Below are 24,388 nucleotides of genomic sequence, written 5' to 3' on the forward strand. Positions count from 1 at the left end.
CCAGAGCCGAACGCGGAGCGTCCGTTGAGGCGTTCCCACGCAGAGCGTGGGAACGAGCATGGAGTCGCTTACGAATATCTCAGGGCGTGAGCCGGTTCGATCTTCGCCGCCCGCCAGGCCGGATACACCGTCGCCAGGAAGCTCAGAATAAAGCCCGCCGAGCAGATCAACAGCACATCCCCACCCTGCAATTCCGACGGCAGATTGCTGACGAAGTACACGTCAGAACTGAAGATATGCTGCCCACTGACTCGCTCGATCCAGCCCACGATCTGACTGACATTCAACGCCGCAATCACGCCCAACACGCCGCCAATGATCGTACCGACAATGCCGATCACCGTGCCCTGCACCATGAAGATCGCCATGATCTGCCGTGGCGTGGCGCCGATGGTGCGCAGGATCGCGATGTCCGCGCCCTTGTCGTTCACCACCATGATCAGGGTTGCGATGATGTTGAACGCCGCCACCGCGACGATCATCAGCAACAGCAGGCCGATCATGGTTTTTTCCATCTTCATTGCGCTGAACAGGCTGCCCTGGGTGTGGGTCCAGTCGTCAGCCTTGAAATCGGCGCCCAACCCGGCAGCGATGTCCGAGGAGACTTTCGGTGCGGCGTACAGATCTTTCACCGCCAGACGCACGCTCTGCACCTGATTCGGTTCCCAATGCTGCATGGTCGCGGCATCGGCGACGTGGATCAGGCCCATCGAGCCGTCCAGTTCAGCACCAACCTTGAACACGCCCACCACGTTCAGCCGCTGCATGCGCGGGGTGATGCCACCCGGCGCAGTGCTGACTTCCGGGACGATCAAAGTGATCTTGTCGCCGACATTGAGGCGGAAACGTCGTGCGGTGATTTCACCAATCACCACGCCGAACTCGCCCGGTTTCAAGGCATCCAGACGCCCCTGCACAATGTGCTGGGCAACAATCGACACCTTGCCTTCCTGCGCAGGATCGACGCCACTGATCTGGATCGGCTGCATCAGGCCCTTATAGGAGAGCATGCCTTCCATTTCGGTGAACGGCACGGCGGCAGTCACTTCGGGGTTTTTCATTGCAGCGGCGGCGACGGGCTGCCAGTCATCGATCGGCTTGACGCCAACGATGGTCGCGTGCGGCACCATGCCGAGGATGCGCGAGCTCATTTCGCGCTGGAAGCCGTTCATCACTGACAACACCACGATCATCGCCAGCACGCCGAGGGCGAGGCCGATCATCGAGGTCATCGAAATGAACGAAACGAAGCGATTGCGGCGCTTGGCGCGGGTATAGCGCGTGCCGATAAAGATCGATAACGGTCTGAACATTCGCTGGGGCACCGTATAAAAATAAAAGACCCGACGCCTTTACAGACGCCGGGTTTCAGCCAATCAGATAGGCGTGAGGCAACCTTCTTGCAGGTGCAATACGCGATCCATCTGGCGGGCCAGGTTCATGTCGTGAGTCACCACCAGGAACGCGGTGCGCATGGAGGTGCTGAGTTCCAGCATCAAATCCTGAATGCCTTGCGCGGTGTGCGAGTCGAGGTTGCCGGTCGGCTCGTCGAGCATCACCAGACCCGGCTTGTTCACCAAGGCGCGGGCGATGGCCACACGTTGACGCTCGCCACCGGACAGTTCCGCCGGTTTGTGCTCCAGACGATGACCGAGGCCGACGCGTTCCAGCAATGCCGTGGCGCGCTGACGGGCTTCGGGGATCGGCGTCTTGCCGATCAGCAGCGGCATGCAGACGTTTTCCAGCGCAGTGAATTCCGGCAGCAAGTGGTGAAACTGATACACGAAACCGAGCGCACGGTTACGCAGCAAACCACGCTTCTTCTCGCTCAGTGCCGACAGCTCTTCACCGTCGAGCCAGACGCTGCCCTTGGTCGGCGTATCGAGACCGCCCAACAGGTTGAGCAACGTACTTTTGCCCGAACCCGAGGTGCCGACGATCGCCACGCGCTCGCCCGGGTGCAACTCCAGTTGCAGGCCGGCCAGTACTTCTACCGATTCCGGGCCTTCCTCGTAGGATTTGCCCAGGTTGCGGCAGCTCAAGATTGCTTGTTCACTCATGCCCGACTCACTCATAACGTAGCGCCTCCGCCGGCTGGGTGCGCGCGGCACGCCAGGCGGGATACAGGGTGGCGAGGAAACTCAGAACCAACGCCGCGGCGCAGACCATGACCACGTCCTGGCTCTGCACCTGCGACGGAAGATAATCAATGAAATACACGTCAGCATTAAGGAATTTGTGGCCGATCAGGCCTTCCAGTGCCGAGATCGCTGCGCTGACATTAAGCGCAGCGAAAATGCCGACCACCGCGCCAATCGCTGTGCCGACCACACCGATCACCGTGCCTTGCACCATGAACGTGCGCATGATCGTGCCCGGCGTCGCGCCCAACGTACGCAGAATGGCGATGTCGCCTTTCTTGTCGTTCACCACCATCACCAGCGTGGAGATGATGTTGAACGCTGCGACGGCGACGATCAGCAGCAACAGCAGGCCGATCATGGCTTTTTCCATGCGGATTGCCTGATACAGATTGCCGTGGGTGCGCGTCCAGTCGCGGGCGTAGTAATGATCTTCGCCGAGTTGCTGGGCGATGTTCCATGCCACACGCGGTGCCTGGAACAGATCGTCGAACTTCAGGCGAATGCCCTGCACCTGATCAGGCTTCCAGCGGTGCATCTTCGCCAGATCCTGCAGGTTGGTGACGCCCAGATAACCGTCGAGCTCACCGGCGCCGACATGGAAAATGCCGACCACGGTGAAGCGCTTCATGCGCGGGAACATCCCGGCCGGGGTCACGCTGACCTCCGGCGCGACGAAGGTGACCTTGTCACCGATGCCCACGCCAAGCTTGCTCGCGGCCTTGTCGCCGATGACGATGCCGAAGCTGCCCGGCGTCAAATCGTCGAGTTTGCCCTGCTTCATGAAGTTGTCGATGATCGACACATTGCGCTCGAGCGCAGGGTCGATGGCATTGAGCAACACCTTGGACACCTGACCGTTATTGGTCAGCAGGCCCTGCATCTGGGTAAACGGCGCAACCGCCGTCACCTGCGGGTTCTGCTTGACCTTGTTGGCCAGACTTTGCCAATCGTTGATCGGCTCAGTGGATTCAATGGTCGCGTGGGGCACCATGCCCAGCACACGGGTGCGCATCTCATGATCGAAGCCATTCATCACCGACAGCACGACGATCATCACGACCACGCCAAGGGCGAGCCCGATCATCGAAGTCAGGGAAATGAATGACACAAAATGATTGCGACGCTTTGCACGGGTATAACGCGTGCCAATAAATACGAAGAGAGGTCTGAACATGTCGGGGCTTGTTCGGAGGGAAAAGGAACGTCCTTGTGGCGGGGGTCGATAACCAGCTTTACACTCAGACCACCGCCGCTACCATGGGTTCGCCATGTCGACATTAGATGAAGAAGATCGCCGCGAATACTACCGTATCGAGGACACGATCGCACTGGAAATTCGGCCCCTGTCCGCTCCCGAAGCCGCAGGCCAGGAAGTGTTGCAGGATGCTTCCCCACTGTTCAACCTGCTCAGCGAACTGCACCTGAGCGAATTCGAGTCGCAGCACCTGTTGCGCCAGATCAGCGAGCGCGATCGGGCCATCGCCGCGTTCCTGAAATCGCAGAACAAACGCATCGACCTGCTCAGCCAGGTGGTCGCCCTGACCGTGCTCGGCCATATCGGCGAGCCGCAACCGGTGATCATCTCCGAAGGCGGGATCGACTTTCAGTATCCGACGCCGATTGCCACCGGTGCACACCTGTCGGTGAAACTGGTGCTGATGCCGCAAGCGCTGGGCCTGTTGCTGCGCGCCCGTGTCACCCATTGCGACCGCAAGGGCGAGGGTTATGACGTCGGCACCGAGTTCGAACACTTGACCGACGCCCAGCGCCAGTTGCTCGCCCGCTATATCTTGCAGAAGCAGGCCCAGGAACGACGTCTGGCCCGCGAACAGAACGAATCTGGCATTTAACTTAAGGAAGCACCGTGACCCTCATCTACGGCCACCGCGGCGCCAAGGGCGAAGCACCGGAAAACACCCTGAGCAGTTTTCAGGAATGTCTCAAGCACGGCGTGCGCCGCTGCGAACTGGATCTGCACCTGTCCAAGGACGGCGAGTTGATGGTCATTCACGATCCGACCCTCAAACGCACCACGGAACGGCGCGGCAAGGTTGTCGAGCACACCGCCGCCGAACTGGTGACCTACGACGCGCGCAAGGGCGGCCCCGGCTGGATCAAGCCGTGCCCGATTCCGACGCTGGAAGAGTTGTTCGAGAAATGTGATTTCGATCACTGGCAGCTGGAAGTCAAAAGCGCTTCGCGTACTCGCGCGGCAACCACCGTGCTGGCGATTCGTGAAATGGCTCAGCGCCATGGCCTGCTCGACAAGGTGACGATCACCTCGAGTTCGCGGGAAGTGCTGAAAGCGGCGCTGGACCTCGTGCCGGATGTGTCACGGGGACTGGTCGCCGAATACGCCTGGCTCGACCCGTTGAAGGTCGCGGCCAGCTATGGCTGTGAGATTCTCGCGTTGAACTGGACGCTGTGTACGCCGGAACGCCTGCAGAAGGCGCAGCGTCAAGGGCTGCACGTGTCGGTGTGGACCGTCAACGAGCCTGCGCTGATGCGCAGACTCGCCGACTTCGGCGTTGACAGCCTGATTACAGACTTTCCCGGTTTGGCCACTGCCACCCTCGAGAATTGCTGAAATCGGTCTCCCCGGCCGGCTCAGGCCACCGGCCGGAGCCCGTCAAAAAAGCCGGTTGAGACCGTCGTACGCCGCTACCCGATAGGCTTCAGCCATGGTCGGGTAGTTGAACGTCGTGTTGACGAAGTACTTCAGCGTGTTCAGTTCGCCCGGCTGGTTCATGATCGCCTGACCGATGTGGACGATCTCCGACGCCTGATAACCGAAGCAGTGAACGCCCAGCACTTCCAGGGTTTCACGGTGGAACAGGATCTTCAGCATGCCTTGCGGCTCGCCGGCGATCTGCGCCCGCGCCATGCTCTTGAAGAACGCCTTGCCGACTTCGTACGGCACTTTGGCCTGGGTCAGTTCCTGCTCGTTCTTGCCGATCGAGCTGATCTCCGGAATGGTGTAGATGCCAGTCGGCACGTCATTCACGAAACGCCAGCTACCGTTATCAACGATGCTGCCAGCGGCCGAACGGCCCTGGTCGTGGGCGGCACTGGCCAGGCTCGGCCAGCCGATCACGTCACCGGCACCGTAGATGTTCGGTACGCAGGTACGGTAGGCCTCGTCGACTTCAATCTGGCCACGGCTGTTGACCTTGACGCCGATGTTTTCCAGACCGAGCTGATCGGTGTTGCCGGTACGGCCGTTGCACCAGAGCAAGGCGTCGGCCTTGATCTTCTTGCCAGACTTCAGGTGCAGGATCACGCCGTTATCGACGCCTTCAACACGATCGTAATCTTCGTTGTGACGCACGGTGATGTTGTTGTTGCTGAAGTGGTAGCTCAACGCCTGGGAGATTTCCGAGTCGAGGAAGCTCAGCAACTGACCACGGTTATCGACCAGCTCGACCAGCACACCCAGACCGCTGAAGATCGATGCGTATTCGCAACCGATCACGCCGGCGCCGTAAACGATCAGTTTGCGCGGGGTGTGGTTGAGGCTGAGGATAGTGTCGCTATCGTAGATACGCGGGTGGTGGAAATCGATGTCCGCCGGGCGATAAGGACGCGAACCGGTGGCGATGATGATGTGCTTGGCCACCAGTTTTTCGACCACACCATTGGCGCAGACCACTTCGATGGTTTGCTCGTCGGCAAAGCTGCCGGTGCCGAAGAACACGTCGACGCGGTTACGGGCGTAGTAGCCGGTGCGCGAAGCGACTTGTTTGGAAATAACCTTTTCGGCGCTTTTCAACACGTCCGGGAAGGAGAACCAGCGCGGCTCGCCGATCGCCCGGAACATAGGATTAGTGTTGAACTGCATGATCTGCCGCACCGAGTGACGCAGTGCCTTGGACGGGATGGTGCCGAGGTGGGTGCAGTTGCCGCCGACCTGGCGACGGCTGTCGACCATCGCGACCTTGCGCCCTGCTTTGGCGGCGTTCATTGCCGCGCCTTCTCCCGCCGGGCCGGAACCCAGCACCACCACGTCGTAGTTGTAGACAGCCATGCGTACTCCTCAGAACAGGCCGCGGTGCCAGCAGCACCTGCGGCTAAATCACGCCGAACGGCGGCGCGAAGGAACAATTGGGGGTCAATCAAGAACCCGGACACAGTCTATAGAAGCGTCAACGCCGCGCACATTAACCCTTGGTCGCGTCGTAGGCTACTTTTGCCTGCACTACAACGCCAGCTTTCGTATTGTTCTCAGTCAGTTTTCTTGCCACTGAGGCGTTCGAAAGCCGTGTTGGTACGGACGACAAAACCTGTATCGGCACGAATCACAAAGAATGCACCAATGTCATGTTTTTCGGCATAGTCCCAAGCCCTTTCCGGGCCGAGAATCAGCAACAGCGTCGATAGTCCATCGGCCATCAAGGCTGAAGGATGAATCACCGTGACTGACGCCAGATCGTGTAGGACGGGTGCGCCAGTCCGCGCATCGAAGGTGTGGGAATAACGCCGGCCGCCCTGCAGGAAATAGTTACGGTAGTCGCCGGAGGTGGAAACGCCGTAGCCGTCAACATTGATGATGCGCTCGGCGACCTGCTGATCGTCGCGGGGCTCTTCCAGAGCGATGCGCCACGATGAGCCGTCAAGCTTGCGACCCTTTGCCTTTAACTCACCCGTGGCTTCAGCGAGGTAATCGTGGATGCCCAGCGCGTCGAGCCTGGCCGCGATGGTGTCGACGGCATAACCGGCGGCGATGCTGTTGAAGTCGACTTCGACGGCGGCGTCCTTGCACAACTGATCGCCATTGATGTGCAAGTGCTGATGACCGACGCGCGCCATCACCTCGGCCAGTGCGTCGGCACCTGGGACTTTCCCTTCGCGCCCCTGCGGGCCGAATCCCCACAGATTCATCAACGGCTCGACAGTGAGGTCGTAGGAGCCTTCGCTTTGCACTGACAGTTGTTCGCCAACGCGGACCAACTCAAGGACCGATGCAGGCATTTTCTGACAGCTGTTCGCGGGCAAAGCGTTGAAACGCTCGATGTCCGAATCATTGCGATAGGTGGACAACTGCCGATCGACTTCGCCGAGGACGCCCTCCACTTCACTGCGAACCTGCTTCACCCCAGGCATGCCAGCGTGACGCACGTACTTGATTGAATACGTGCTGCCCATGGTCGGCCCACCGAAATTCTCCATGGAATCGCCATTGCCGCAGCCCACCAAAAGACCTGCCAACACCACAAGCCAAAGCCATCGTCCAGTGAACAATTATTCATCTCCCTGCAAAACCGCGACGGCCATTATGAATTAAAGGATCTGCAACATCTTTATACAAAATCCAATAGTGAGTACCTGAACATGTCCTCCACCACGGGCAAAGGCAAAGCGATCTTTCGCGTTGTCAGCGGCAACTTCCTCGAAATGTTCGACTTCATGGTCTATGGCTTTTACGCCACGGCCATCGCCAAAACCTTCTTCCCGACTGACAGCGCCTTCGCTTCTCTGATGCTGGCGCTGGCGACCTTTGGCGCTGGCTTCCTGATGCGTCCGCTGGGAGCGATTTTCCTCGGCGCCTACATTGACCGCCATGGTCGTCGCCAAGGACTGATCATCACCCTCGCGCTGATGGCTGCCGGTACAGTGCTGATTGCCTGCGTGCCGGGCTACGCCACCCTCGGCGTCGCCGCACCGCTGCTCGTACTGTTTGGCCGTTTGCTGCAAGGCTTCTCGGCCGGCGTGGAGCTGGGTGGCGTGTCGGTGTATCTGGCTGAGATTGCCACACCGGGCCGCAAGGGCTTCTTCGTCAGTTGGCAGTCTGCGAGTCAGCAAGCGGCGGTGGTCTTCGCCGGATTGCTCGGCGTCGGCCTCAACCATTGGCTGAGCCCGGAACAAATGGGCGATTGGGGCTGGCGCGTGCCGTTCCTGATCGGCTGCATGATTGTGCCGGTGATCTTCGTCATTCGCCGTTCACTGGAGGAAACGCCGGAATTCCAGGCGCGGAAACACCGCCCTACCCTACGGGAAATCGTCCGCTCGATCGGTCAGAACTTCGGCATCGTCATCGCCGGTATGGCGCTGGTGGTGATGACCACGGTGTCTTTCTACCTGATCACCGCGTACACCCCGACCTTCGGCAAGGCTGAATTGCACTTGTCAGACTTCGATGCGTTGCTGGTGACGGTGTGCATCGGCCTGTCGAACTTCTTCTGGTTGCCGGTGATGGGTTCAGTGTCTGACAGGATCGGACGTAAACCCCTACTGCTGGCGGCGACGATTCTGGCAATTCTCACGGCCTACCCTGCCCTGTCGTGGCTGGTGGCGAACCCGAGCTTCAGCCATTTGCTGATCGTCGAGTTGTGGTTGTCGTTCCTGTACGGCTCGTACAACGGCGCGATGGTGGTGGCACTGACCGAGATCATGCCGGTGGAAGTGCGCACTACCGGGTTCTCGCTGGCTTACAGCCTGGCAACGGCAACCTTCGGCGGGTTTACCCCGGCGGCGTGCACGTATCTGATTCATGTGCTGGATAACAAGGCTGCGCCGGGGATCTGGCTCAGTGGCGCGGCGGTGTTGGGGCTGATTGCGACGCTGGTGCTGTTCCACGGTAACAAGCATGAGCTGCGCACCGCTCAAGCAGCCGTGCCCGGCGGCGCCCGATAAATCGCCTTCGCGAGCAAGCTCGCTCCCACAGGGGATTTTCTGAGCGACACAGATCCAATGTGGGAGCGAGCCTGCTCGCGAAGGGGCCGGTACTGACAACACAGCTCTAAAAGGCACACAAACAAAAACGCCCCGACCAAAGCCGGGGCGTTTTCATGTGCAGCTATCGCTTAGCGCGGGAACGCTGGCGGATTCACATCAGCCATGTCTTCCATCACGCGGATCACCTGGCAGCTGTAACCGAACTCGTTGTCGTACCAGACGTACAGAACAACGCGGTTGTCCTGAACGATGGTCGCTTCAGCGTCGACCACACCGGCGTGGCGCGAGCCGACGAAGTCAGTCGAAACCACTTCCTGCGAATTGACGAAGTCGATTTGCTTGTGCAGATCGGAGTGCAGCGCCATGTAGCGCAGGTACTCGTTCATCTCTTCACGGGTGGCGGCTTTCTCAAGGTTGAGGTTGAGAATGGCCATCGACACGTTCGGCGTCGGAACACGGATCGCGTTACCGGTCAGCTTGCCGGCCAGCTCAGGCAGGGCCTTGGCAGCAGCGGTGGCAGCACCGGTCTCGGTGATCACCATGTTCAGCGCGGCGCTACGACCACGGCGATCGCCCTTGTGGAAGTTGTCGATCAGGTTCTGGTCGTTGGTGTACGAGTGAACGGTTTCGACGTGACCGTTGATGATGCCGAACTTGTCATTGACTGCTTTCAGCACCGGCACGATGGCGTTGGTGGTGCAGGAAGCGGCGGACACGATCTTGTCGTCAGCGGTGATTTCACCGTGGTTGATGCCGTGCACGATGTTCTTCAGCTTGCCCTTGCCAGGCGCGGTCAGAACAACGCGGTCGATACCCGGGCACTGCAAGTGCTGACCCAGGCCATCGGCGTCACGCCATACACCGGTGTTGTCCACCAGCAGCGCGTCTTTGATGCCGTACTGGGTGTAATCCACTTCAGTCGGGTTCTTCGCGTAGATGACCTGGATCAGGTTACCGTTGGCGGTGATGGTGTTGTTTTCTTCGTCGATGGTAATGGTGCCGTTGAACGAACCGTGTACCGAGTCGCGACGCAGCAGGCTGGCGCGTTTGGTCAGGTCGTTTTCGGCGCCTTTGCGCACGACGATGGCACGCAGACGCAGGCCGTCGCCACCACCGGTTTTTTCGATCAGGATGCGCGCCAGCAGACGGCCGATACGACCGAAGCCGTACAGCACAACGTCAGTGCCTTTACGTGCGGAAGCGTTTTGCTGGCCAACCACGTCAGCCATTTCTTCACGAACGAACTGCTCGGCGCTGCGGCCATTGCCTTCGTTACGGAATTTGAACGCCAACTTGCCCAGATCCACCGAAGCCGCGCCGAGCTTTAGCTCGCTCATGGCTTTGAGCAGTGGGAATGTTTCGTGGACGGAGAGTTCGCTGTCGTCGGAAGAACGGTGGCGAGCAAAGCGGTGAGCTTTGAGAATCGCGATGACAGACTGGTTGATCAGGCTGCGGCCATAGATCGAGCTCACCACGTTGTTATTGCGGTAGAGCTGACCGATAAGCGGAATCATCGCTTCTGCGAGTGCTTCACGGTCGATCCATTCACCAAGACACTGGTCGGGCTTCTGAGTCACGGTAACCTTCCACATGTAGGGGCAGAAAAAAGGGGCTACATTATGCCGCTGACAACCTCCTGTAGCAATGCGCGCTTGTCGCGAAATCGGTAACAAAATTCCGTTCAAAAAAATTACGCCCCTCTCAAGCCCAGTAAAACCGGGGCTTTCAGCGCAGTCAATTTTTCGACGACTGTTAGACGATGTCTGTAACCCTCCGTAACACCAGCCACTTTCGGCACTACATAACCACAAAAAAACGCCTGCTTTTTATGGTTACCACTACATTTCGTCCAAACAGCGAAGATAGACGTAGTCTGCAACTGACAGGCGGCACCCGACGCCGCTACAATTACCGACTTTGTCGCAAAGCCTGGAGCTCAACCTTCCGTGCCCGTTCTGCGTCTACCGCTACTCCCTGCCGAGGCAGGTAAACAGCATTGGGGCAATTTGCCCGGTGCTGCCCTCAGCCTGGCGATTGCCGAGGCTGCCAGCGCTGCCAAGCGCTTCACCCTGCTACTGACCGCCGACAGCCAGAGCGCTGAACGACTGGAACAGGAGCTGAGTTTCTTCGCCCCGGATTTGCCCGTGCTGCATTTCCCTGACTGGGAAACCCTGCCGTACGACCTGTTCTCGCCGCACCAGGACATCATTTCCCAACGCATCGCCAGCCTATATAGGCTGCCGGAGTTGGCCCACGGCGTGCTGGTGGTGCCGATTACCACGGCATTGCATCGCTTGGCGCCGACCAAATTCCTGCTCGGCAGCAGTCTGGTGCTGGATGTCGGCCAGAAGCTCGACGTTGAACAGATGCGTGCGCGCCTCGAAGCCAGCGGCTATCGCTACGTCGACACGGTTTATGAACACGGCGAGTTCACCGTACGCGGTGCGTTGATCGACCTGTTCCCGATGGGCAGCAAACTGCCGTATCGCATCGACTTGTTCGACGATGAAATCGAAACCCTGCGCACCTTCGATCCGGAAAACCAGCGCTCCATCGACAAGGTCGAGTCGGTCAAGCTGCTGCCGGCCCGCGAGTTTCCGCTGCAAAAAGACGCGGTGACCCGCTTCAAGGCGCGCTTCCGCGAGCGTTTCGACGTCGACTTCCGTCGCTGCCCGATTTTTCAGGATCTGAGCAGCGGGATTACCCCGGCCGGCATCGAGTACTACCTGCCGCTGTTCTTCGACGAAACCTCGACGCTGTTCGATTATCTGCCGCAAGACACCCAAGTGTTCTCGTTGCCGGGCATCGAGCAAGCAGCGGAGAATTTCTGGAACGACGTGCGCAATCGTTACGAAGAACGTCGCGTCGATCCTTCACGTCCATTATTGCCACCGGCGGAATTGTTCCTGCCGGTGGAAGATTGCTTCGCTCGCTTGAAGAGCTGGCCACGTGTGGTCGCCAGCCAGCAAGACGTGGAAACCGGCATCGGCCGTGAGCGCTTTCCTGCACAAGCACTGCCGAATCTGGCGATTGAAGCCAAAGCCACGCAACCGCTGGCCGCGCTTTCCGCCTTCCTCAATGAATTCCCCGGACGCGTGCTGTTCACCGCCGAATCCGCCGGCCGTCGCGAAGTGCTGCTGGAGTTACTGGAGCGCCTGAAGCTGCGGCCGAAAACCGTCGACAGCTGGCCAGACTTCGTCGCGAGCAAGGATCGCCTGGCGATCACCATTGCCCCGCTCGACGAAGGCCTGATGCTGGATGACCCGGCGCTGGCACTGGTCGCGGAAAGTCCGCTGTTCGGCCAACGCGTGATGCAACGTCGCCGCCGCGAGAAGCGTGCCGACGGCAATAACGATGCGGTGATCAAGAACCTCACCGAGCTGCGCGAAGGCGCGCCGGTGGTGCACATCGATCACGGTGTCGGCCGCTATCTGGGCCTGACCATTCTGGAAATCGACAATCAGGCAGCCGAATTCCTCACCCTCGAATACGCCGAGAACGCCAAGCTTTACGTGCCGGTGGCCAACCTGCATTTGATTGCGCGCTACACCGGCAGCGACGACGCCCTGGCCCCGCTGCACCGCCTCGGCTCCGAGGTTTGGCAGAAAGCCAAGCGCAAAGCCGCCGAACAGGTGCGCGATGTCGCCGCTGAACTGCTCGACATCTATGCCCGTCGTGCCGCTCGCGAAGGCTACGCGTTCGCCGACCCGAAAGCCGATTACGCGACGTTCAGCGCCGGTTTCCCGTTCGAAGAAACCCCGGATCAGCAATCGACCATCGAAGCCGTGCGCGAAGACATGCTCGCGCCGAAACCGATGGATCGACTGGTCTGCGGTGACGTCGGTTTCGGCAAGACCGAAGTGGCCATGCGCGCGGCGTTCATCGCTGTGCATGGCGGTCGTCAAGTGGCGATTCTGGTACCGACCACCCTGCTCGCCCAGCAGCACTACAACAGCTTCCGTGATCGCTTCGCCGACTGGCCGGTGACTGTGGAAGTGATGAGCCGCTTCAAGTCGGCCAAGGAAGTGAATGCGGCGATCGCCGATCTCGCGGAAGGCAAGATCGACATCGTCATCGGCACGCACAAGCTGCTGTCCGACGATGTAAAAATCAAAAACCTCGGGCTGGTGATCATCGACGAAGAACACCGCTTCGGTGTCCGCCAGAAAGAACAGCTCAAGGCCCTGCGCAGTGAAGTCGACATTCTGACCCTGACCGCCACGCCGATTCCGCGCACGTTGAACATGGCGGTGTCGGGCATGCGCGACCTGTCGATCATCGCCACGCCGCCGGCGCGACGCCTGTCGGTGCGCACCTTCGTCATGGAGCAGAACAAGAGCACGGTCAAAGAGGCCCTGCTCCGCGAACTGCTGCGTGGCGGCCAGGTTTACTACCTGCATAACGATGTGAAAACCATCGAGAAGTGCGCCGCCGATCTCGCCGAACTGGTGCCGGAAGCGCGTATCGGCATCGGTCACGGGCAGATGCGCGAGCGCGAACTCGAACAGGTGATGAGCGACTTCTATCACAAGCGCTTCAACGTGCTGATCGCCTCGACCATCATCGAGACCGGCATCGACGTGCCGAGCGCCAACACCATCATCATCGAGCGCGCCGACAAGTTCGGTCTGGCGCAACTGCACCAGTTGCGCGGTCGCGTTGGCCGCAGTCACCACCAGGCTTACGCTTACCTGCTGACGCCGCCGCGCCAGCAAATCACTTCGGACGCGGAAAAGCGTCTGGAAGCGATTGCCAATACGCAGGATCTCGGCGCCGGTTTCGTGCTCGCGACCAACGACCTGGAAATCCGTGGTGCCGGCGAATTGCTCGGCGACGGCCAGAGCGGGCAGATTCAAGCCGTCGGTTTCACGCTGTATATGGAAATGCTTGAGCGCGCGGTGAAGTCGATCCGCAAGGGCGAACAACCGAACCTCGATCAACCGCTGGGCGGAGGCCCGGAAGTCAACCTGCGGGTGCCGGCGCTGATTCCGGAAGACTATCTGCCGGACGTTCACGCGCGCCTGATTCTGTACAAGCGCATTGCCTCGGCCACCGACGAGGAAGGCCTGAAGGATCTGCAAGTCGAGATGATCGACCGTTTCGGTCTGCTGCCGGAACCGACGAAAAATCTGGTGCGCATCACTGCATTGAAGTTGCAGGCCGAGCAGTTGGGCATCAAGAAGGTCGATGGCGGCCCGCAAGGTGGACGTATCGAGTTCGAAGCCCAGACGCCGGTCGATCCGATGACGCTGATCAAGCTGATCCAGAGCCAGCCAAAACGCTACAAATTCGAAGGTGCGACGATGTTCAAGTTCCAGGTACCGATGGAACGTCCGGAAGAGCGCTTTAATACTGTAGAGGCGCTGTTTGAGCGCCTCCTCCCGAAATCTGTTTGAAGGACGCCCAATGCGCCTGTTTCGTTCGCTGACTTTGCTGCTGACCCTGGTAGCGCCTACGGCGTTTGCCGATGACCTGTATCAGGTCGAGATGATTCTGGTTCGCCAGAACGCCGTGCCAGCGATCGTCAGCCGTGCCGCGCCGGAAGACTGGGCCGCTGGCGCCCAGCGCCTGGCCGATGACAGCCAGCGCACACCTGCGCTGAATGACGTCGTCACCAAGCTCACCGCCAGCGGCGACTACACAGTCTTGATGCACAAGGCCTGGCAGCAAACCCTCGGTGAGACGCCAGCCAAAGTGGCCGTCAGCGACGGCCAGGAGCAATTCGGTCAGTTCCCGATCGAGGGCACGCTGGAGATGAAGCTCGGGCGCTTCACCGATGTGAACGCCGACTTCTGGGTCAATCAGATCGACGCCAATGGCCTGGTCACCGCCAGTGAGCGCCTGAAGCAGGACAGCCACACCAAGAATGGCCAGCTCAACTATCTCGACAACGGCCATCTGGCCCTGCTGATCAAGATCACTTCCCTGACCGCGCCTGCGCCACGGGAAGCGCCTGAAGCGATTCCGGACTGATCGAAGTCCTTATGAACCCGCCGCTGAGTAAACCGTTGGCGCCCTCATGGGTCAGCCGATTCAAGGAACAGAGCCTGGAGCGTGGCCGCCGCTACGCCGTGGAAAACCGGGTACGTATCGCCCAGGTCGGCGATGCAACGATTACCGCCAGTTGCGAAGGCTCTGGCGGTAACGTTTACCGTCAGACCATTCATTTGCGCGAGTCAGCCAAAGGCACTTTGTTGCTGGTGGACGCTGGTTGCACCTGCCCGGTGCGTACCAACTGCAAACACTGCGCCGCTGTTTTGCTGAAAGTCCAGGAAACCCTCGACTACCCCGCCGCTGCCAAAGACGCCGAGCTGCTGGAGAAACTCCAGGCCGTGCTGGAAAACCGTGGCCCGAAAGCACCGCCGCAAGTGCTGGTCGACAATGTGCAGCCGATGCCGCGCCTGTGGCTGGCCAGCGTCGAGTTCAGCGCTTTCGAACCTCGCAACGGCAAGATGCAGCGCTACATCCAGCATCGTGCGGCGCTGTCGTTCAGCTATCTCGACGAATACGTCAGCGGGCAGAAGAACAGCGACATCCTGATTCGTCAGGAAACCCAGACGCTGCGGATAAAACGTCACCCGGAAGTCGAACAGTCCTACCGCGAACAGTTAAGAATCCTCGGCTTTCGCATCGCCACGCGACAGAGCAAAGCGCTGCCGGAAAGTGCCGGCGAGCTCTACGAGATGGTCAATGACAGCGCCTGGCTGACGTTCACCCTCAACGAACTGCCGAAGCTGCGCAGCCAAGGTTGGGAGCTGCAGATCGATGAGGAATTCGGCTTCGATCTGACCGCCGTGGATGACTGGTATGCCACGGTCGAACAGGTGCCGGATCGCGACTGGTTTGATCTGGAGCTGGGGATCATCGTCAACGGTGAGCGCCTGAGCCTGCTGCCGATTCTGCTCAACCTGATGCGCTCACACGCGGAAATCCTCAACCCGGAACGCCTCGCGCGCCGCCGCGATGACGAGCTGATTCTGGTCAACGTCCCGCAACGCAACATTGAGCACGGGCCACTGCAGGTGGCGTTGCCACTGGGTCGGCTGAAGCCGGTATTGATGACGCTCGGCGAGTTCTATTTGCAGGAGCCGGGCGAAACCACCCTGCGCCTGAGCAAGGCCGACGCCACGCGCCTCAATTCGCTGGAAGGCCTGCCGCTGCTGTGGGAGGGCGGTGAGCAGATCCGCACGTTCGCTCAACGCCTGCGCGACATTCGTGATTTCAGCGTTGAAGCGCCGCAAGGCTTGAATGCGACGCTGCGCCCGTATCAGCTTGAAGGCTTGAGCTGGATGCAATCACTACGGCAACTGGAGGTTGGCGGGATTCTCGCGGATGACATGGGCCTGGGTAAAACCCTACAGACCTTGGCGCATATTCTCAGCGAGAAAAACGCCGGACGCCTGGATCGGCCGTGCATGGTGGTGATGCCGACCAGCCTGATTCCGAACTGGCTGGATGAGGCGGCGCACTTCACGCCGCAACTGAAAGTGGTCGCGCTGTACGGCGCCACTCGCAAAAAGCACTTCGACAATCTGGCGGATTACGACCTGATCCTCACCACTTACGCACTGCTGCCCAAAGACGTCGAGCGTCTGGCCAAGCAGCCGCTGCATGTGTTGGTGCTGGACGAGGCGCAGTACATCAAGAACCCCAACAGCAAAGCCGCACAAGCGGCTCGCGAGTTGAATGCGCGCCAGCGCCTGTGCCTCAGCGGTACACCGCTGGAAAACCACTTGGGCGAGCTGTGGTCACTGTTTCACTTCCTGCTGCCGGGCTGGCTCGGCGACGTGAAAAGCTTCAATGCCGATTACCGCGTGCCGATTGAAAAGCGCGGCAGCGAAGTCAGACTTCAGCACTTGAACGGTAGGATAAAACCGTTTCTGCTGCGCCGGACCAAGGAACAGGTGGCTACCGAGTTGCCGCCGAAAACCGAGATCATCCATTGGGTCGATCTCAACGAAGCGCAGCGCGATGTGTACGAAACCATGCGTTTGGCGATGGACAAGAAAGTCCGCGACGAGATCACCCGCAAAGGCGTGGCGCGCAGTCAGATCATCATTCTTGAGGCGCTGCTCAAGCTGCGTCAGGTTTGCTGCGATCTGCGTCTGGTCAACGACGCCACCCTGCCCGCTCGCGGCAGCACCTCGGGCAAGCTCGACAACCTGATGGAAATGCTTGAAGAGTTGTTCGAGGAAGGACGCAGGATTCTGCTGTTCTCGCAATTCACGTCGATGCTGTCGTTGATCGAGGAAGAGCTGAAAAAACGTAACGTGTCCTACGCGCTACTGACCGGCCAGACCCGTGATCGACGCACGCCGGTGAAGGAATTCCAGAGCGGCAAGCGTCAGATCTTTCTCATCAGCCTGAAGGCTGGTGGCGTCGGCTTGAACCTGACTGAGGCGGATACGGTGATTCACTACGATCCGTGGTGGAACCCGGCGACGGAAAATCAGGCAACCGATCGCGCGTACCGGATCGGTCAGGAAAAGCCGGTGTTTGTCTACAAGATGATTGCCCGGGGCACGGTGGAAGAGAAGATTCAGCACCTGCAAAAGGAAAAATCCGACTTGGCGGCAGGCGTGCTGGATGGGCGCAAGGCCGGGGACTGGAAGTTGCAGAGTGATGATATTGAGGCGTTGTTTGCGCCGTTGCCGGACAAGCTCGACAAGCGTTGAGATATTTGTCGCCTGTTAAATAGCTTTCGCGAGCAGGCTCGCTCCCACAGTTGGAATGCATTTCCCATGTGGGAGCGAGCCTGCTCGCGAATAGGGCGCCTCGGTCTAACGGTTAAAACCCAAGCTCAATCCTTGAAAACCGGCAACGGTGCAAACAGCGCCTCGATGTCACTCTGCTCCAGCTTCCAGCCACCCGTCGTCCCGCCTTCAAGCACCGCCCCGGCCAGCGCGGCTTTCTCCTGCTGCAACGCCTGTATTTTTTCCTCTACCGTGCCGCGAGCGATCAGCTTGTAAACGAACACCGGGTTGTTTTGCCCGATTCGATACGCACGATCGGTTGCCTGATTCTCCACTGCCGGGTTCCACCAAGGGTCGAAGTGGATCACTGTGTCCGCAGCGGTCAGGTTCAAACCGGTCCCCCCGGCCTTCAGACTGATTAGAAACAACGGCACCTTGCCGCCCTGAAAATCCTTCACCGGTGTGCGACGGTCCGTGGTATCACCGGTCAGCAGCGAATAGGCAATGTCACGTTGCTGCAACTCTTGCTCGATCAACGCGAGCATCGAGGTGAACTGCGAAAACAACAGGATCCGACGACCTTCGCCGAGCAGCTCTTCAAGCATCTCCATCAAGCTGACCAACTTGCCACTGCCGGAACGCAGTGCCTTTGCTGTCATCGGCATCTTGATCAGGCGCAAATCGCAACAGACCTGCCGCAGCTTGAGCAAGGCATCGAGAATGATGATCTGACTGCGAGCCACGCCACTGCGGGCAATTTCGTCGCGGACTTTTTTGTCCATCGCCACGCGAACCGTTTCATAGACATCGCGTTGGCCGTCGCTGAGATCCACCCAATGCACGATTTCGGTTTTCGGTGGCAGCTCGGTGGCGACCTGGTCCTTTTTGCGGCGCAGCAAAAACGGCTTGATGCGCGCGGTCAGGTGCTGCATGCGCTGAACATTGCCGTGCTTCTCGATTGGCGTGCGGTAATCGCGATTGAAGGACTTGCTGTCGCCGAGCCAACCGGGCATGAGGAAATGAAACTGCGACCAAAGCTCGCCCAAGTGGTTTTCCAATGGCGTGCCGCTCAGGCACAAGCGCTGACGGGCCTGCAAGTCGCGTGCGGCCTGCGCGGCTTTGCTGAGCGGGTTCTTGATGTTCTGCGCTTCGTCGAGAATCAGCACGCTCCACGTCTGCGGCTGCAAGGTCTCCAGATCCCTCGGCAGCAACGCGTAAGTGGTCAGCACCAGATCGTACTCAGCCAGATCAGCGAAATCCTTTTGCCGACCCGAGCCGTGCAGCGCCAATACTTTCAACTGGGGAGTGAAACGCTCGGCCTCGTCGAGCCAGTTGGGAATCAGGCTGGTCGGCATCACCGCCAGAGCCGGACAATCAAGGCGACCGGCGTGTTTTTCCGTGAGCAGATGCGCCAAGGTTTGCAGCGTTTTGCCCAGCCCCATGTCATCGCCCAGAATGCCGCCGACCTCAAGCTCGCGCAGGGTCTGCATCCAGTTCAGCCCTTCGAGCTGATACGGGCGCAGTTGCGCGTTAAGGCCGGCCGGCGCAGCGACGTGGGAGTGACTGGAATTCTGCAGGCGCTTGGCAAAGGTGCGCAGCCGCTCGCCACCTTGCCAATCCAGCGGTACGCCATCGAGCATACTCAAGCGCGCGGCATCCGGGACACTCAAGCGCAGTGCATCGCCCTGATGACCGCCCAGGTACAACTCGCCCAGCGTGGCCATCAGCGGTTTGACCCGACTCAGCGGCAGCGCCACCTTGGCGCCTGAAGGGTCGCCAAAACCGCTGGGTTTCAGTTCGATCAGGAGTTTTTCGTCATCGCTGCGTTGTGCCAGATTGACCGGGTCAAGCAAGCGCGGCTGGGTGCGCAACAAGTGCAGAAGGATTGGTAGCAAACTATAGCGCTGGCCATTGACGACGATACCCAACTGCAAGTCAAACCACTGATGCCCAGCCTCTTCTTCGACCTCGGCGTACCAATGCTCAACCGGTTGCACATTGAAATGAAAGCCGGGACTCATCTCCACTTCCCAGTTCGAGGCGCGCAACGTGGCAAGCCCTTCGTGCATAAACCCGAGCCAGGCGGAATCATCCGGCAACGTGAACATCTCGCCGGGACGATCCAGCGAGCTCTTGCGCGTGGCTTTTTTGAAACCGAGCTTTTGCAGGATCTGGCGCAGTTTCTTTTCCACCGCAGGCTGGCGTTGAATGCGCTGGGTTTCGGTACCGTTGAGGATCATTACTTCCGGGTTGCGATCCACCGTGGGCTGGCCGTTGTAGGTAAACACCAGGGCGGCGCGGTGCTCGAGAATGTATTCCCAGCGCGAGCGCTCCCGACCGCTGACGAGGGTGAGTTGCGGCTGTGGAAGTACGTCGTCGATGACTCGTTCGGTCAATTGGTGGGGCGGCGGGATTCTCGTTGCCGTGCTCATGCGATGGCTGAACTGCATGGCCTGACGCGCCGGAATGTCCGGCGCCAGAGTCAAATGGCTGGCCAGTTTTTCTTCCAGCTCATTGAACAGAGGGCCAATCTGCCGCTGTTCACGATCCAGGTAATAAAGCGGCTCCAGCGCCAGCACAGTTTCCTGCGCAGCCTCGGCACTGCTCCACTGTGCACGGAACCCGCCGTCAGCCTGCTCGGCCCAAGCGAACTGGCCGATGCGCTTCGCGCCCAGCACCAACGGTCGCAGATCCTCGAAATCGAGGAACAGCCGCGAGGTGCGCAGGAGCATTTCCAGCAGTTCGGCGCCGCTGCTGCCTTCCAGCGGATAGCCGCTGTAATAGGCGTGGTGAGAGTGCATGGCAACCAGCAGCCTGGCAACGCGCAGATCCAGCTCGGACAGGTAGCCGGGCTGACGCATGAGCATTTCCGCTAGCGAATACATCGGTTTGACTTCGCGTAACTCGCCGCTCTTGAGCTGGGAAACCTTGAAAATATCGAGCAGCCACTTGCCGCTCACAGGCGTTGGCTTGAGCTTGTAAAACAGGCGCGTGCCTGCGGTTTGCGCGCCTTCTTCAGCAGGCTTGGCCGGAACGGGGATGGTCGAAAGCCAATGTTCCAGCGCCCGACCCAACGGGATCTGTGCGTCACTTTCAGACGCATCATCAGCACTGCCCTGCAGGTGATAGAGCACCGCAGCGCAATGCTTGCAGTCGATTACGACAGGACAGCTGCACAAGCAACGCAAGTTGACGGAACCCAGCCGATCTTCGGACAGGTAAATGCTTTGTTCATATGCCTGACTTTCCGAACCGACGCAGAACGCCTCGATCTTTCTGTCATTGATTTCGATGATCTCTACCCGGTCCTCGGCGGCATAAGCGCGAGCCTTGGCCAGCGCCTTGCTACTGAATGCCTGAGTCCAGGCCAACGACTTGAGCTGTTCGATGAAAATGCTCATGGGCAGCCCTTAGCCGGCCAACACCCGCGCCAATGCCGACTTCACCTTGCCCATGCCGTCATGCAAGGCCTGCTCGATCTCGGCCATGGTGATCACTTCGGTGGTCTTGCCCGCTGCCGGGTTCACCACCAGTGCCAGACAGGCATAATCCAGATCCAGCTCGCGGGCCAGTGCCGCTTCCGGCATACCGGTCATGCCGACGATGTCACAGCCATCACGCTCAAGACGCACGATCTCGGCGACCGTTTCCAGACGCGGGCCCTGGGTGCAGGCATACACGCCCTGATCGCTGTACTCGCAACCTTCGGCGGCCACAGCGGCGATCAATTGCTGACGCAGCGGTTCGCTGTAGGGAAAGCTGAAGTCGATGTGGGTGACGTGCTCCAGATCATCGGCGAAAAAGGTGTGCTCGCGGCCGCTGGTGTAGTCGACGATCTGGTGCGGCACGCAGAAGTGCCCGGTGCCCATGGACGAATGGATCCCGCCCACGGCGTTCACCGCGATGATTGCCTCGGCACCGGCCTGCTTCAGCGCCCACAGGTTGGCGCGATAGTTGACCTTGTGCGGCGGAAAACGATGCGGGTGGCCATGACGGGCGAGGAACAGCACTTCCTTGCCTGCGTATTCGCCAATTTGCACGTCGGCCGATGGCGCGCCGTAGGGCGTGTCCACCGCCAGCGATTGGCGAATGGTCAAGCCTTCGAGTTGGGTCAGGCCGGTGCCACCGATGATTGCGTAAACCGTCATAGCAAAATCCTTAATCGATCAATTGAGCGTCTTTGAGCGCGCCGATGGCGGTGAGCCAGCGCGGATCCTGCCGGTAATCAGTACTGGCGAATGCCTGGCCGCGCATGCGCGCGATGCGCGCGGACGGCTTGACCTTCATGCGTTGTGCGGCGCTCAGGGCCAGTTCGGCAGCGGCGCGGTCGTTGCACACCAGGCCCATGTCGCAACCGGCAGTCAAAGCGGCTTCGATGCGGCTGGCGGCATCGCCAACCACGTGGGCGCCGGCCATCGACAGATCGTCGCTGAAGATCACGCCGTCGAATTGCAATTCGCCGCGCAGGATGTCCTGTAACCAGCGGCGAGAGAAGCCGGCTGGCTGCGAATCGACCTGCGGATAGATGACGTGCGCCGGCATGATCGCGGCCAATTGTTTGCTGAGTTTGGCGAAGGGTACGAGATCGTTGGCGCGGATCTCGTCGAGGCTGCGCTCGTCGTTTGGAATCGCGACATGAGAGTCTGCTTCAGCCCAGCCGTGGCCAGGGAAATGCTTGCCAGTGGCGGCCATCCCGGCGCTGTTCATGCCGCGAATGAATGCACCGGCGAGCACCGCAGCGCGCTCGGGATCACCTTCGAACGAACGAGTGCCAACCACGGCACTGCGCTGGTAATCCAGATCAAGCACCGGGGCGAAGCTCAGGTCGAGCCCGACCGCCAGCACTTCGGTGGCCATGATCCAGCCGCATTGCTCGGCGAGGTATTCAGCATTCGGGTTGTCGGCGATGGCGCGCATGGCCGGCAGACGCACGAAGCCCTGACGCAGACGCTGCACGCGACCACCCTCTTGATCCACCGCCAGCAGCAGATCCGGGCGAATCGCGCGAATCGACGCACTGAGCTCACGCACCTGGCGCGGATGCTCGATGTTGCGCGCGAAAATGATCAGGCCGCCCACTTCGGGCTGACGCAACAATTGGCGATCTTCAGCCGTCAGCCAGGTACCGGCGACGTCCACCATCAACGAGCCTTGCAGGCCAGCAGTCATAGAGATTCCTTGAAAACGAAAAACCCGACCCGCAGGAAATCGCTACCGTGAGCCATGCTCGGCAGGTCGGCAATTTCTATGAGGATCGGGTTCAGAACGTGAGTCGGCATGGGCGGCTAGCTTAGCGGATACAAGCTGCCACGCCCACCCGTGCGCGGTTAAACCTTGGCGGCGACCGGCGTTGATTTGCTGCGCGGACGCAGTTGTGCAGTAGCCATCGCCGCGTCGGTGACACCGGTCTCGGCACGCATGCCGGCAGCGAGGAACGGCACCATCAGGCGCATCACTTGCTCGATGGAGGTGTTGACGCCGAAATCCGTCTCGGCGATCGCCCGCAAAGCCTTGATCCCGGACATGCTGAACGCGGCAGCACCGAGCATGAAGTGCACGCGCCAGAACAGCTCGATCGGCGGAATGCGTGGTGCGGCTTCGTTGACCAGCAACATGTAGCGACGGAAAACCTTGCCGTACATGTCTTCCAGATAACGACGCAAGTGGCCCTGGCTCTGGCTGAACGCGAGGCCGAGCAAACGCATGAAGATCGACAGGTCGTTGCCGCTGCGTGGCTGAACCACGAGAGCCTGTTCGACAAGGATTTCCAGCAGCTCTTCTAGGGTTGGCTTGTTTTCAGGCTTGGCCTGACGCCGCTCCAGCTCTTTGTCGAGGCTGATGCAGAACGGGCCGAGGAAGCGCGAAAAAACCGCCTGGATCAGGGCTTTCTTCGAACCGAAATGATAGTTCACTGCTGCCAGGTTGACGCCAGCCTTGCTGGTGATCAAACGCAATGAGGTTTCAGCGAAACCTTTCTCCGCGAACAACTGCTCGGCAGCATCAAGAATGCGTTCAACGGTTTCCGACTGGGCCATGACTACTCCGCCTGACAAACACTTGTTTGAAACATACGTTTCAGCCTGTGCCTTGTCAAGCCTGCCGGTTCGTTTTGGGAATGGTCGGTCAGCTATTTAACCACACAAGACCGATGCATTAATAAGCAAGGCTGCCGACCGTCTGGCGGCCGACAAAAAAACGGGCATTGCCAAGGGCGCTTCACTGTATATAATCCCAGTCACTGTATAAAAAGACAGAGCGATCAATATGCTAAAGCTGACGCCACGCCAAGCCGAGATTCTGGCCTTTATCAAACGTTGCCTCGAAGACAACGGTTATCCGCCAACCCGTGCGGAAATCGCTCAGGAACTGGGCTTCAAGTCGCCGAACGCGGCTGAAGAACATCTCAAGGCACTGGCCCGCAAAGGTGCCATCGAGATGACCCCTGGCGCTTCTCGCGGTATTCGCATTCCCGGCTTCGAAGCCAAGGCCGACGACTCCACCCTGCCGATCATTGGCCGGGTCGCTGCCGGCGCGCCAATCCTCGCCCAGCAGCACATCGAAGAATCCTGCAACATCAATCCGGCCTTCTTCCATCCGCGCGCCGACTATCTATTGCGCGTGCATGGCATGAGCATGAAGGACATCGGCATTTTCGACGGTGACCTCCTTGCCGTGCACACCACCCGCGAGGCGCGTAATGGCCAGGTCGTCGTCGCCCGCATCGGCGATGAAGTGACCGTCAAACGCTTCAAGCGTGAAGGCAGCAAGGTCTGGCTGATTGCCGAAAACCCTGAGTTCGCCCCTATCGAAGTCGACCTGAAAGATCAGGAACTGGTGATCGAAGGCTTGAGTGTCGGCGTAATCCGCCGCTAAAAGGAG

Annotated in this window: 17 protein-coding genes; 7 read left to right on the forward strand and 10 right to left on the reverse strand. The window is 59.7% G+C overall.

Features of this window, described 5'->3' with window-relative positions:
* Positions 1-68: 68 nt before the first annotated feature.
* The 3 genes from CCX46_RS20600 to CCX46_RS20610 all read right to left on the reverse strand — a co-directional run bounded on the left by CCX46_RS20600 (position 69) and on the right by CCX46_RS20610 (position 3,318).
* Positions 69-1,313: a lipoprotein-releasing ABC transporter permease subunit gene (locus CCX46_RS20600; protein WP_034156425.1), complete on the reverse strand. Its 1,245-nt coding sequence runs from the start codon at positions 1,311-1,313 to the stop codon at positions 69-71.
* Between the two features lie 63 nt (positions 1,314-1,376).
* Positions 1,377-2,075 (reverse strand): lipoprotein-releasing ABC transporter ATP-binding protein LolD, encoded by a 699-nt coding sequence (lolD, locus tag CCX46_RS20605; protein ID WP_007910506.1) that lies wholly within the window; start codon positions 2,073-2,075, stop codon positions 1,377-1,379.
* A complete protein-coding gene (locus CCX46_RS20610; protein ID WP_127929144.1) occupies positions 2,068-3,318 on the reverse strand; it encodes a lipoprotein-releasing ABC transporter permease subunit in 1,251 nt (416 codons plus the stop codon). The genes lolD and CCX46_RS20610 overlap by 8 nt, the downstream gene beginning before the upstream one ends.
* Positions 3,319-3,412: 94 nt before the next feature.
* On the opposite strand from CCX46_RS20610, the gene CCX46_RS20615 reads away from it, so the two are divergent.
* Together CCX46_RS20615 and CCX46_RS20620 are read left to right on the forward strand one after the other, a co-directional pair.
* Positions 3,413-3,994 (forward strand): PilZ domain-containing protein, encoded by a 582-nt coding sequence (locus tag CCX46_RS20615; protein WP_016986736.1) that lies wholly within the window; start codon positions 3,413-3,415, stop codon positions 3,992-3,994.
* A gap of 14 nt (positions 3,995-4,008) precedes the next feature.
* Complete coding sequence (locus CCX46_RS20620; protein ID WP_095121056.1) at positions 4,009-4,731, forward strand: glycerophosphodiester phosphodiesterase; 723 nt, start codon at positions 4,009-4,011, stop codon at positions 4,729-4,731.
* Positions 4,732-4,773: 42 nt separating this feature from the next.
* On the opposite strand, the gene sthA is transcribed toward CCX46_RS20620, so the two are convergent.
* Both sthA and CCX46_RS20630 read right to left on the reverse strand, forming a co-directional pair.
* Entirely contained in the window at positions 4,774-6,168 is a 1,395-nt protein-coding gene (gene sthA, locus CCX46_RS20625) for a Si-specific NAD(P)(+) transhydrogenase (protein ID WP_127929145.1), read from the reverse strand.
* 197 nt (positions 6,169-6,365) lie between these two features.
* Positions 6,366-7,310, reverse strand: a complete 945-nt coding sequence (locus CCX46_RS20630; protein WP_224790131.1) for an FAD:protein FMN transferase — start codon at positions 7,308-7,310, stop codon at positions 6,366-6,368.
* A 162-nt stretch (positions 7,311-7,472) separates the two neighbouring features.
* Between CCX46_RS20630 and tcuC the strand changes: the two genes are divergently transcribed.
* Positions 7,473-8,774: an MFS transporter gene (gene tcuC / locus CCX46_RS20635; protein WP_127929147.1), complete on the forward strand. Its 1,302-nt coding sequence runs from the start codon at positions 7,473-7,475 to the stop codon at positions 8,772-8,774.
* A 170-nt stretch (positions 8,775-8,944) separates the two neighbouring features.
* Here the strand turns inward: tcuC and CCX46_RS20640 are convergent, their stop codons facing one another.
* Positions 8,945-10,408, reverse strand: coding sequence for a glyceraldehyde-3-phosphate dehydrogenase (locus tag CCX46_RS20640; protein WP_016986741.1), 1,464 nt, complete (start codon positions 10,406-10,408; stop codon positions 8,945-8,947).
* A gap of 354 nt (positions 10,409-10,762) precedes the next feature.
* Here CCX46_RS20640 and mfd point away from each other — a divergent pair, with 354 nt between their 5' ends.
* From mfd to CCX46_RS20655, 3 genes are read left to right on the forward strand one after another with little or no spacing between them, the layout of a single operon-like run.
* Positions 10,763-14,212, forward strand: coding sequence for a transcription-repair coupling factor (gene mfd / locus CCX46_RS20645; RefSeq protein WP_127929148.1), 3,450 nt, complete (start codon positions 10,763-10,765; stop codon positions 14,210-14,212).
* 10 nt (positions 14,213-14,222) lie between these two features.
* Positions 14,223-14,789, forward strand: a complete 567-nt coding sequence (locus CCX46_RS20650) for a CsiV family protein (protein WP_127929149.1) — start codon at positions 14,223-14,225, stop codon at positions 14,787-14,789.
* Between the two features lie 11 nt (positions 14,790-14,800).
* Complete coding sequence (locus CCX46_RS20655; protein ID WP_127929150.1) at positions 14,801-17,491, forward strand: DEAD/DEAH box helicase; 2,691 nt, start codon at positions 14,801-14,803, stop codon at positions 17,489-17,491.
* Between the two features lie 125 nt (positions 17,492-17,616).
* On the opposite strand, the gene CCX46_RS20660 is transcribed toward CCX46_RS20655, so the two are convergent.
* From CCX46_RS20660 to CCX46_RS20675, 4 genes are all read right to left on the reverse strand, one after another.
* Positions 17,617-20,910 (reverse strand): DEAD/DEAH box helicase, encoded by a 3,294-nt coding sequence (locus CCX46_RS20660; protein ID WP_127929151.1) that lies wholly within the window; start codon positions 20,908-20,910, stop codon positions 17,617-17,619.
* Positions 20,911-20,919: 9 nt separating this feature from the next.
* Positions 20,920-21,657: an S-methyl-5'-thioinosine phosphorylase gene (locus CCX46_RS20665; RefSeq protein WP_127929152.1), complete on the reverse strand. Its 738-nt coding sequence runs from the start codon at positions 21,655-21,657 to the stop codon at positions 20,920-20,922.
* 10 nt (positions 21,658-21,667) lie between these two features.
* A complete protein-coding gene (nagZ, locus tag CCX46_RS20670; RefSeq protein ID WP_127929153.1) occupies positions 21,668-22,678 on the reverse strand; it encodes a beta-N-acetylhexosaminidase in 1,011 nt (336 codons plus the stop codon).
* A 158-nt stretch (positions 22,679-22,836) separates the two neighbouring features.
* A complete protein-coding gene (locus CCX46_RS20675; protein ID WP_007910473.1) occupies positions 22,837-23,544 on the reverse strand; it encodes a TetR/AcrR family transcriptional regulator in 708 nt (235 codons plus the stop codon).
* A 229-nt stretch (positions 23,545-23,773) separates the two neighbouring features.
* On the opposite strand from CCX46_RS20675, the gene lexA reads away from it, so the two are divergent.
* Entirely contained in the window at positions 23,774-24,382 is a 609-nt protein-coding gene (gene lexA / locus CCX46_RS20680; RefSeq protein ID WP_003226590.1) for a transcriptional repressor LexA, read from the forward strand.
* Positions 24,383-24,388 lie beyond the last annotated feature (6 nt).

The organism is Pseudomonas sp. RU47 (assembly GCF_004011755.1).
GTDB lineage: Bacteria > Pseudomonadota > Gammaproteobacteria > Pseudomonadales > Pseudomonadaceae > Aquipseudomonas.

What these genes read in the sequence shown, in the direction of transcription:
- CCX46_RS20600 (WP_034156425.1), bottom strand. Translation starts at nt 1,313, where the DNA reads ATGTTCAGACCGTTATCGATCTTTATCGGCACGCGCTATACCCGCGCC.
- lolD (WP_007910506.1), bottom strand. Translation starts at nt 2,075, where the DNA reads ATGAGTGAGTCGGGCATGAGTGAACAAGCAATCTTGAGCTGCCGCAAC.
- CCX46_RS20610 (WP_127929144.1), bottom strand. Translation starts at nt 3,318, where the DNA reads ATGTTCAGACCTCTCTTCGTATTTATTGGCACGCGTTATACCCGTGCA.
- CCX46_RS20615 (WP_016986736.1), top strand. Translation starts at nt 3,413, where the DNA reads ATGTCGACATTAGATGAAGAAGATCGCCGCGAATACTACCGTATCGAG.
- sthA (WP_127929145.1), bottom strand. Translation starts at nt 6,168, where the DNA reads ATGGCTGTCTACAACTACGACGTGGTGGTGCTGGGTTCCGGCCCGGCG.
- CCX46_RS20630 (WP_224790131.1), bottom strand. Translation starts at nt 7,310, where the DNA reads ATGGAGAATTTCGGTGGGCCGACCATGGGCAGCACGTATTCAATCAAG.
- tcuC (WP_127929147.1), top strand. Translation starts at nt 7,473, where the DNA reads ATGTCCTCCACCACGGGCAAAGGCAAAGCGATCTTTCGCGTTGTCAGC.
- CCX46_RS20640 (WP_016986741.1), bottom strand. Translation starts at nt 10,408, where the DNA reads ATGTGGAAGGTTACCGTGACTCAGAAGCCCGACCAGTGTCTTGGTGAA.
- CCX46_RS20650 (WP_127929149.1), top strand. Translation starts at nt 14,223, where the DNA reads ATGCGCCTGTTTCGTTCGCTGACTTTGCTGCTGACCCTGGTAGCGCCT.
- CCX46_RS20655 (WP_127929150.1), top strand. Translation starts at nt 14,801, where the DNA reads ATGAACCCGCCGCTGAGTAAACCGTTGGCGCCCTCATGGGTCAGCCGA.
- CCX46_RS20660 (WP_127929151.1), bottom strand. Translation starts at nt 20,910, where the DNA reads ATGAGCATTTTCATCGAACAGCTCAAGTCGTTGGCCTGGACTCAGGCA.
- CCX46_RS20665 (WP_127929152.1), bottom strand. Translation starts at nt 21,657, where the DNA reads ATGACGGTTTACGCAATCATCGGTGGCACCGGCCTGACCCAACTCGAA.
- nagZ (WP_127929153.1), bottom strand. Translation starts at nt 22,678, where the DNA reads ATGACTGCTGGCCTGCAAGGCTCGTTGATGGTGGACGTCGCCGGTACC.
- CCX46_RS20675 (WP_007910473.1), bottom strand. Translation starts at nt 23,544, where the DNA reads ATGGCCCAGTCGGAAACCGTTGAACGCATTCTTGATGCTGCCGAGCAG.
- lexA (WP_003226590.1), top strand. Translation starts at nt 23,774, where the DNA reads ATGCTAAAGCTGACGCCACGCCAAGCCGAGATTCTGGCCTTTATCAAA.